At 23.5% G+C, this 1,636-nt stretch carries 2 protein-coding genes; both read left to right on the forward strand.

What is annotated here, in order from left to right:
- Positions 1–61 precede the first annotated feature (61 nt).
- Complete coding sequence (locus tag Q0370_RS05655; RefSeq protein ID WP_299573212.1) at positions 62–607, forward strand: hypothetical protein; 546 nt, start codon at positions 62–64, stop codon at positions 605–607.
- Positions 608–620: 13 nt separating this feature from the next.
- Positions 621–1,493 carry a hypothetical protein gene (locus Q0370_RS05660; RefSeq protein ID WP_299573214.1) on the forward strand — a complete coding sequence of 291 codons (873 nt, stop codon included), beginning with the start codon at positions 621–623 and terminating at the stop codon, positions 1,491–1,493.
- The last annotated feature ends 143 nt before the right edge of the window (positions 1,494–1,636 follow it).

The raw sequence follows: 1,636 nt of genomic DNA on the forward strand, positions 1-1,636 counted from the left end.
AATTATAATGAATAATTTATAAAATATTTAATATGATAATTGTAAATTTTAGGAGGAAAAAGTGAAAAAATTAATAATAATACTTGTTTTATTGGTATCAGGAATTTCATTTTCAAATATAAATACTTGTAAATGGATAAAAAATCCTAATATATATGTATCTAAGGAAATTGAATTAATAAGCCGTTCTAGATTAAAAGGAAATGTTTATTGTGATGTTGAACGTGATTTTATGACATATTACGTTGGAATAGGGAATCTTGAAGTTGGACTGGTTTATAATATACGTGAAAGAAAAGAGCTTACTTATGAAAATATTTTTAGAATATTAGTTGATTTTGAGAACGATATTGCTAAACTCATACCTACAAATCTTCCAAAAAAAGATACAAAAGATAAACCAAGATACTATACTTTTAGATTATATGCTTATGATGCAAGAAAAAAGGACACTTTTATGCTATTTAAGTATATTTTGGATACAGATAAAGTTGATGGAGATTGGAAAACTTATTATAACAATGAAATTTTTTCAAAAACAAGTGAAAAAATGTTAAAAACTTTGAAAGATAGCGGATATCTTCCGACAGAAGATATAGTATACTAATTTAAGGGGAAAAATGGAATTAATTTTAGAAGAAGATATAAACTATAAAACCAGAATAAATGATTTTGGTATTGAACCTATAAATAAGCGGATTATAACGACAGGAGAAAAATTAATATACTTTAATAAGGGAAAATTTGAAAAGGAAAGTGGAGGAAAAGTAAAAAATTGTGAAATTATAAAATATATAAAGGAAAAAAATCAATTATTTGTTTCTAGTATATTTTTTGTTTCTACTCCAAATGGAAAAGTATATAAATGTGATGGAAATAAAAAGAGAATAGTAGAACTTGTATTTGATATGGGGGATATAATCCAAGTTATGAACTTTATAACAAGTGGAAGAATTGTCTATATTAAAGAAAATGCTCTTTTTTCTTATGATGTCGATACAAAAGAGCTAATTTCTACAAAACTTTCAAAATGTAAAAAAAATGGGAGTTATAAAATATTCACAAGTGGAGAAAATGTTATAATCAAATTTAGGGAAGATTACAAACATATAAACATTATAAGTATTTTTGAAAATAAATTAAAAAAAATATTTGAAGTAAAAACTGAAACAAATCACACTTATTCAAAAATAGTTGGACTCCAATACTTTGCAGGAACAGAAGATGGAGAAATTGAAATATGGAATATTTTGGATCAGGAACTTTATAATTCGATAAAAATTTCTGACAGAAAAATAACATATATTGAAGAATTTGAAGGAAAGTACTTTATTGGCTTGGAAAATGGAGAATTGGTAATTACAGATGGTAAGTTCAATATTTTAAAACAGGAAAAAGTATTAAAGGAAAGAATTGTAAAAATTTGTGTAATTGAGAATGAAATTTATGTGATGGGGTGTGAAAATAGGATAGTAAAGTATAGGATGATTTGAAATATTTTATTATAATCACAGTTAGTAATTTAGCTGTGATTTTTTTTGAAAATTCATTTTGTAATTTTAATTGTAAAAATTGTGTATAAATGATATAATTTGGCGAAAAAATAAAATAAAAAATAAATAAAAATATGTAAAAA

The sequence above is a fragment of the uncultured Leptotrichia sp. genome (assembly GCF_938036635.1).
GTDB lineage: Bacteria > Fusobacteriota > Fusobacteriia > Fusobacteriales > Leptotrichiaceae > Leptotrichia > Leptotrichia hongkongensis.

What these genes read in the sequence shown, in the direction of transcription:
- Q0370_RS05660 (WP_299573214.1), top strand. Translation starts at nt 621, where the DNA reads ATGGAATTAATTTTAGAAGAAGATATAAACTATAAAACCAGAATAAAT.